8 protein-coding genes are annotated in these 7,171 nt (G+C 74.7%); 5 read left to right on the top strand and 3 right to left on the bottom strand.

Going from position 1 to position 7,171, the window contains the following annotated elements:
* Nucleotides 1–487 precede the first annotated feature (487 nt).
* Complete coding sequence (locus ACH443_RS19995; RefSeq protein ID WP_430591299.1) at nucleotides 488–1,714, top strand: sensor histidine kinase; 1,227 nt, start codon at nucleotides 488–490, stop codon at nucleotides 1,712–1,714.
* Nucleotides 1,715–1,765: 51 nt separating this feature from the next.
* The gene (locus ACH443_RS19990) at nucleotides 1,766–2,437 is read left to right on the top strand and encodes a response regulator (RefSeq protein WP_430591298.1); all 672 of its coding nucleotides are present in this window, start codon (nucleotides 1,766–1,768) and stop codon (nucleotides 2,435–2,437) included.
* 7 nt (nucleotides 2,438–2,444) lie between these two features.
* On the opposite strand, the gene ACH443_RS19985 is transcribed toward ACH443_RS19990, so the two are convergent.
* From ACH443_RS19985 to ACH443_RS19975, 3 genes are read right to left on the bottom strand one after another with little or no spacing between them, the layout of a single operon-like run.
* Entirely contained in the window at nucleotides 2,445–3,218 is a 774-nt protein-coding gene (locus tag ACH443_RS19985) for an amino acid ABC transporter ATP-binding protein (protein WP_430591297.1), read from the bottom strand.
* A complete protein-coding gene (locus ACH443_RS19980) occupies nucleotides 3,215–4,120 on the bottom strand; it encodes an ABC transporter permease subunit (RefSeq protein WP_430591296.1) in 906 nt (301 codons plus the stop codon). The genes ACH443_RS19985 and ACH443_RS19980 overlap by 4 nt, the downstream gene beginning before the upstream one ends.
* Before the next feature lie 7 nt (nucleotides 4,121–4,127).
* Nucleotides 4,128–4,988, bottom strand: coding sequence for an ABC transporter substrate-binding protein (locus tag ACH443_RS19975; protein ID WP_430591295.1), 861 nt, complete (start codon nucleotides 4,986–4,988; stop codon nucleotides 4,128–4,130).
* Nucleotides 4,989–5,166: 178 nt separating this feature from the next.
* Between ACH443_RS19975 and ACH443_RS19970 the strand changes: the two genes are divergently transcribed.
* From ACH443_RS19970 to ACH443_RS19960, 3 genes are read left to right on the top strand one after another with little or no spacing between them, the layout of a single operon-like run.
* Nucleotides 5,167–5,553: a YciI family protein gene (locus tag ACH443_RS19970; RefSeq protein WP_430557043.1), complete on the top strand. Its 387-nt coding sequence runs from the start codon at nucleotides 5,167–5,169 to the stop codon at nucleotides 5,551–5,553.
* Nucleotides 5,550–5,900: a YciI family protein gene (locus tag ACH443_RS19965; protein WP_430591294.1), complete on the top strand. Its 351-nt coding sequence runs from the start codon at nucleotides 5,550–5,552 to the stop codon at nucleotides 5,898–5,900. Before ACH443_RS19970 ends, ACH443_RS19965 begins: the two co-directional genes overlap by 4 nt.
* Nucleotides 5,901–5,922: 22 nt before the next feature.
* Nucleotides 5,923–7,164 carry an RNA polymerase sigma factor gene (locus tag ACH443_RS19960; RefSeq protein ID WP_430591293.1) on the top strand — a complete coding sequence of 414 codons (1,242 nt, stop codon included), beginning with the start codon at nucleotides 5,923–5,925 and terminating at the stop codon, nucleotides 7,162–7,164.
* The last annotated feature ends 7 nt before the right edge of the window (nucleotides 7,165–7,171 follow it).

Below are 7,171 nucleotides of genomic sequence, written 5' to 3'. Positions count from 1 at the left end.
CCCAGTCGAGTACGAACTCGCCTTCACCACCCAGAACGCCGCCCTTGCGGCATGATCACCACTCACCCGGTGTCAACCGATCCTGCAGCAGTCCCCAGTGATCGCCATGGCGTTGCCGCGGCGAGGTGCCTGTGGCGCCGGAAAGCCCGGCGCGGGCTGGACCGGGCCGGTCGGAGCCGGCGGGACAGGGGCGCCCTGGGCAGGCGGGACGGTCTGGGACATGGGTACTCCTCGTTTGCGACCTGGATGTGGTGATACGTGCGCCCGTTGCCCCACACGGGCCGTCGGACGATCTGCTGCGCTCTACGATCCCCCTCGCGCCGACCGAGCCACATCGCCCGATCGGGCCGAGCCGGGTGCCCGATCGGGTACGCCGCGAGTGGGCTGACGTACCCGGTCGGCAGACGCGCGGCGGCACGGCCCGCCGTACTGTCGACGCATGTTCGCTCGAGCGGCTGACACGCCAGGCCCGGACAGAAGCTCGCGGGTGCGGCGTGCCGCCGTCCTGCGCTGGGCGTCGGCAGCCGGCACGGTGGTCGCCGTGGCGGTGTCGGCCGCGAGCGCCCTGATGGCGGTGTGGTTCGCGTCGCAGGCCACGGGACGGGAGAGTGCCCTGCACCCGACGCTGTACGTGGTGGGCGCCGTCGTCGGTCTCGCGCTGGCGGGTCTGCTCGTGTGGAGGCGGCGTTTCCCGTTCGCCCTCTGCCTCGGCGCCTCGGCGTGCTCGGTCCTGCTCCCTCTGGACGCGTCGGCGGCGCTCCTCACCCTCCCGTGGGTGTTGGCCACGGGATCTGTCCGGGCCTGCCTGACCGCGGCCGGTGCGACGACTGCCGCGACCGCGACGGCGCTCCTGCGGGACGCGCTGCGCGACCACGAGGCCCAGGTGCTGGTGACCGTCGACGAGCAGACCCGCGTGCTGTCCTCCGACCCGACGGCGGCGGCCTACGTCGCGGTGGGGATCGTGCTGCTCGGCCTGTCGGTCGCTGCCGGACTCGTCCGCCGTGCGCACCTGGCGGCCGAGCGTGCCCGTGACGAGCAGCAGGCGGCAGCCGCCGCGGCGGCCGTCCTGCGCGACCAGGCGGGGCGCCAGGACGAGCGACGCCTCATCGCGCGGGAGGTGCACGACACCGTGGCGCACCATGTCGCAGAGATCTCGCTGCAGGCCTCGGCCCTCGAGGTCACGAGCACGAACGACCCGGCGGCGGCGCGGGCGGCCCGAGAGATGCGCGCCTCGGCGCAGCAGGCCATCAGGGAGCTGCGTTCGCTGGTGACCACCCTGCGCTCGGGCGACACCGTGACCGGATTCCCCGGCGCGACGCTCGACGACCTGCGCCCACTGCTCGGCCGGATGACCGGCGACGACCCCCGGACCACCGCCGCGGTCTCCGTCACGGGCGGGCAGGACGCCGCACCCACCCTGGTGCGTGCCACGTTCCGGGTGGTGCAGGAGGCGGTCACCAACGCCCACAAGCACGCGGGTGGTCAGCCCGTCGACGTCCGCGTCGACGCTGCGCCGGAGCGTGGGGTCGACATCACGGTGCGCAACCTGTTGCCGTCCGACGGTGCTCGTGCGCCGTCGCTGCCGGGTACCGGTTCGGGGCTGCTGGGGATGCACGAGCGGGCCGACGCCGTCGGAGGCACCCTCGTCGCCGGCCGTGAGGACGGGTCGTTTATCGTCCGCGCCCACCTGCCGTGGGTCGCCCGCGCGACGTGACCCGGGCGTTCGTCCGGCGAACGCTGGCGCCCGGGGCTATCGTTCGCGTGCATGGAGGTCCGAGTCCTCGTGGTCGACGACGACCCGATGGTGCGGCGGCTTCTCACGACGGTGCTGGCCGCCCAGGGCATCGACGTCGTCGGTGAGGCGACCGACGGCGACGAGGTCGTGCCGGCTGTCGCCGAGTACCGGCCCGACGTCGTGCTCATGGACCTGCACATGCGCCGCACCGGCGGGCTCGACGCCATCCGCGAGCTCCGGCGTCGTCCCGGTCCTCCCGCGGTCATCGCGCTCACGTCGTTCGGCACCGACGAGACGGTCGTCGCCGCGCTGGCCGCGGGCGCGCAGGGCTTCCTCAGCAAGGACGACGACCCCGAGCACATCGCCGCCCACGTGCGTGACGTCGCCGCCGGTTCCGGCGCGCTCGACCACGTCTCCGCGGGCGCGGTGATCCGCCACCTCTCCGGCAGCCGGCGCCTCGACAGCCGCCGCGACGAGGCCCGTGGCGCCCTCGACGCCCTCACCACTCGGGAACGGGAGATCGCGACGTTCCTGCCGCACGGGCTGTCGAACCGAGAGATCGGGCGGCGGCTCTACCTGTCCGAGTCGACGGTCAAGGCCCACCTGGGGCGGGCCATGGCCAAGCTCGGCCTCACGGCTCGGGAACAGCTGGCCGTCCTCGTCGACAGGGCGGGCGCGACCGCGCCGGGCACCGGCTCCTGACGGGCCGTCAGCGCAGCCGGCGCAGGAACTCCCGGGTGCGCTGCTCCTGCGGGTCCCCGAGCACCTGCTCCGGCGTACCGCGCTCGTGCACGCGCCCGGCGTGCAGGAAGACGACCTCGTCGGCGACCTCGCGGGCGAAGCCCATCTCGTGCGTGGCGACGAGCATCGTCGTGGGCCGCCCGGCGACACCTTCGCTGCGCAGGGACAGCAGGAGGTCGAGCACCTCCCCCACCAGCTCGGGGTCGAGAGCGGACGTCACCTCGTCGAGCAGGAGCAGCTCGGGCCCGTTCACCAGCGCGCGGGCGATGGCGGCGCGCTGCTGCTGCCCGCCCGAGAGCTGGTCGGGATAGGCGCGGGCCTTGTCCGCGAGGCCGACGCGCTCGAGCATCGCCAGCGCGGCCGCCTCGGCCTCGGCCCGCGGCACCTTGTGCACGACGCGCGGCGCCAGGGTCACGTTGTCGAGCACGCGCAGGTGCGGGAAGAGGTTGTACTGCTGGAACACCATGGCGAGGCGGGCGCGCACGGCGTCGGCGTCCACCCACGGGTCGGCGACGTCCTCGCCGTCGAGCAGCACCTGGCCGTCGTCGACCTCCTCGAGCAGGTCGACGACGCGCAGGAGCGTGGACTTGCCGGAGCCGGACGACCCGACCACGACGACGCACGACCCCTCGGCCACATCGAGGTCGACGCCGTCGAGCACGACCTTGCGGTCGGCGCCGGTGCCGAAGGACTTGCGCACGTCGCGCAGCGCCAGCAGCGGCGCGCGCAGGGGTGCGGTCATCGGATCGCCCCCGCGCCCGCGACGCCGCGCAGCTCGCCGCGCCAGCCCTGCCTCGCCGACCAGGCGTCGACCAGCCGGGTGAGCGGGATCGAGATCGCGATGAACAGCAGGCCCGCGACGACGTACGGCGTGAAGTTGTAGTCCCCGGTGGTGGCGATCTGGGCGGCGCGGATCGCGTCGACGGCGCCGAGGATGGAGATGAGGCCGGAGTCCTTCTGCAGCGACACGAGCATGCTGGCCACGGGCGCGGCGACGTTGCGGACCGCCTGCGGCAGCACGACGCGCCGTGCCGCCTGCGCGCGGGTCAGCCCGAGCGACCGCGCGGCGGCCACCTGGGACGGGTGCACCGCCTCGATGCCCGCCCGGAAGATCTCCGCGAGGTACGCGGTGTAGCAGACCACGATCGACAGGCCGCCGAGGAAGGCCGCGCTCACCGGCAGCCACGGCAGCCGAAGGGCGGGCAGGCCGAAGCCGACCAGCAGCAGCACGAGCAGCAGAGGCACGCCGCGGAACACGTCCACGTACCCGACGGCGAGGATCCGCAGCGGGAACAGCGCCGGCACCCGCGACGTCCGCACGACCGCCAGCAGGAGCCCCACGACCAGCGCGACGACGCTCGCCACCACCCACACCCGCAGGTTGAGCCACAGCCCCGCCGCGACCTCGGGCAGCACCTCCCACGCCCGCTCCGGGGAGAAGAACGCCTCGCGCGCCCGCTCCCAGCCGGGCGCCGTCGTCACGACGTACGCGACGGCGGCCACCACCAGCACGGTCGCGACACCCGCCACCAGCAGCGCGCGGCGGTGCTGCGCCCGGCGGTACGCCGCGCGGGCGCGTGCCCGATCCGACGGCTGCCATCCGCCGGTCGGCGTCGTCGCGGGTCCGGACGTCGGGGTGCTCACGTGCGCGTCAGGACAGCTCGGTGATGTCGTCCGACTTGAGCCACGTGGTGCGCAGCTCGTCGAGCGTGCCGTTCTCCTCGAGCGTGTCGACGGCGGCCGAGACGCACGCGGTGAGCGACGACCCCTTGTCGAGCACCAGACCCAGCTGCTCGGGCTCGCCCACGGGCGGCAGGGTGCCGATCACGTGCGTGTCGGGGAAGTAGACGGTCGAGGCGGCGACGCCCTGGTCGACGTCCATCACCATGGCGTCGATGGTGCCCGAGCTCAGCGCCGTCATGCCGTCGCCCGCGGCGTTGAAGGGGGTGACCTCGACGTCGTCGCCCCACGCGGCGTCGGCGACGGCGAGCGACGTCTGCGAGGCGGTGACGCCGATCGTCGCGCCCTTGAGGTCGGCCAGGCTCGCGGCGTCGGAGACCTCACCCTCGTCGGCGACGATGACGCCCTGGCGGCTGGTCAGGTAGGGGCTGGAGAAGTCGACGGCGTTCTTCCGCTCGTCCGTGATCGTCGTCTGGTAGGCGGCGACGTCAAAGGTCTTCACGGCCGGGCTGATGATCTGCTCGAAGGTGACCGACGTCCACTCGACGTCGTCCTTCGCGAACCCGAGCTCGTCCGCGACGGCGTACACGAGCGCCGACTCGAAACCCTCCCCGCTGCTCGGCTCGCCCACGTACCAGGGCTCGAAGGGGTCGCTGGCGCCCACGGTCAGCGTGCCGTCGGTGAGGGTCTGCATCCCCTCGGGCGTGCAGTCGGTCGCGCTGCCGGACGCTACGGGCGCGCCGTCGCCGTCGTCCGACGTCGAGCAGCCGGCGAACGCGAGCGTGGCGGCCGACGCGAGAGCGACCGCGAGGACAGGACGGGAGGTACGCACGGTGGAGCCTTTCCGACGAGGGGGACGCGGCGGGTCACGCCGCCGACGAGCCTATGCCGACCACGGGTCCCTGCGGCATGGCGGTGGTCACAGAGGAACCTCGGCGCGGTTGTCGATCTTCCCGCCCCTGGCGCGTCATCACCGTGTACGACCCGCCACGAGGAAGGACGATGGGACCATGACCACGTACGTCGTACTGCTGCCCGGCGTCGAGGACGTCTGGGAACGCGCGAGCGCCGAGGAGCGCGCCGCCGTCTACGCGAAGCACGAGGAGTTCGCCCGACTGCTCGCCGAGCGCGGGCACCGCATCACCGGCGGTGCCGAGCTGACGCACTCCCGCTCCACCAAACAGGTCTCCCGCGACGCCGCGGGCCGGGTCGTCGTCACCGACGGTCCGTTCGCCGAGACGGCGGAGCAGCTCTCCGGGTTCTACCTGGTCGAGTCGGACGACCTCGACGACCTGCTCCAGGTCAGCGCGACCCTCGTCGGCTCGACCGGCGGCGGCGACGCCGACGGCGTCGTCGAGGTCCGCGCCGCGGTCGACCACGAGGAGGGGGACGCATGAAGGTCGTCGTCCTGCTCACGCAGGCGAACCACGACGAGATCTGGGGCGCCGCCGACGACGCGCACCGCGAGCGCTTCTACGCCCGGCTGGAGGCGTTCGACTCCGCCGTCGCGGAGCGGGGCGCGGTCCTCGCGGGCGAGGGCCTCGGCCACCCCGGCACCGCCCGCACGCTCGGGCCGGGGGCGAACGGCGACCGCGCCGTCACCGACGGCCCGTACGCCGAGGCGGCCGAGCAGCTCGGCGGCTTCTACGTCGTCGACGTGCCCGACCTGGGCACGGCCGTCGAGCTCGCGCGGCTGCTCCCGGACGAGCTCACGGTCGAGCTGCGGCCGGCCGTGGCCGGGTAGGGCACCCCGTGGGGAGACGCTCGTGACGGTCCTCGAGGACCTCGTGCGCGACGAGTGGGGCCGGCTCCTGGCCCTGCTCGTCGCGCGGTTCCGCCGCCTCGACCTGGCCGAGGACGGGCTCGCGGACGCGTTCGAGGCGGCGGCGCGCACCTGGCCGCGCGACGGCGTGCCGGCGAACGGCCCGGCCTGGCTCCTCACCGCCGCCCGGCGCCGCGTCCTCGACCGGCTCCGGTCGGAACAGGTGCTGGCGCGGTCGATGCCGCTGCTGGAGGTCGAGGCGGACCTGGCCGCCCGGGCACAGCGGGTCATGGCGGACGTCGGCGAGCCCCTCACCGACGAGCGGCTCCGGCTGGTGCTGCTGTGCGCCCACCCGCGGCTGTCGCGCGAGGCGGCCGCGGCGTTCTCGCTGCGCCTGGTGCTCGGCGTGCCCACGGCCGACGTCGCCCGCCTGTTCCTCCAGTCCACGCCGACGATGGCGGCGCGCCTCACCCGGGCCCGCAAGAAGCTCGCGGGCGAGCGGTTCGCGCTGCCGCCCGCCGACGAGGTCGCCGACCGCCTCGGTGTCGCGGCCGACGTCGCCTACCTGGCCTTCACCGCGGGCTACGCGCCCGCCAGCGGGGACGACGTCGTGCGAGCCGAGCTCGCCGGCGAAGCGGTGCGGCTCGTCCGCGTGCTGCGCGACGTCCGGCCCACGCTGGGGGCCGGCGGGGAGGCCGGCGGCGGCGTGGCGGCGCGCGACCTCGACGCGCTCCTCGCGCTGGTACTGCTCCAGCACTCGCGCCGCGACGCCCGCGTGGACGACGGCGCCCTGGTGCTGCTTCCGGACCAGGACCGCTCCCGGTGGCACCAGCACGAGATCGCCGAGGCCCTCGAGCTGCTCACCCCGCTCGCCCCCGCTGCCCCGACGCCGTACCTGCTGCAGGCCCTCGTGGCGGCCGAGCACGCGATCGCCCGCACCCCGGACGCGACCGCCTGGGACCGCATCCTCGCCCGCTACGACGAGCTCCTGACGCTGGCCGACACCCCGGTGGTGCGCCTCAACCGCGCGGTCGCCGTCGCCGAGGTCTCCGGTCCGCGCGCCGGCCTCGACGCCCTCGCCGAGGTCGCGCTGCCCGGGCACCGGCTGCCCGCGCTGCGGGCGGAGCTGCTGCGGCGCGCGGGCGACCCCGACGGCGCCCTGCGGGCCTACGACGCGGCGCTCGCCCTGTGCGGGCCGGGGGCCGAGCACGACCATCTGCGCCGGCGTCGGGCCGAGCTCGCCTGACCGCCCG

This window comes from Isoptericola sp. NPDC019571 (genome assembly GCF_044389385.1).
GTDB classification, from domain to species: domain Bacteria; phylum Actinomycetota; class Actinomycetes; order Actinomycetales; family Cellulomonadaceae; genus Isoptericola; species Isoptericola nanjingensis.
The sequence above is the reverse complement of the archived record's forward strand: the minus strand, read 5'-3'. Positions and strand labels throughout refer to the sequence as shown.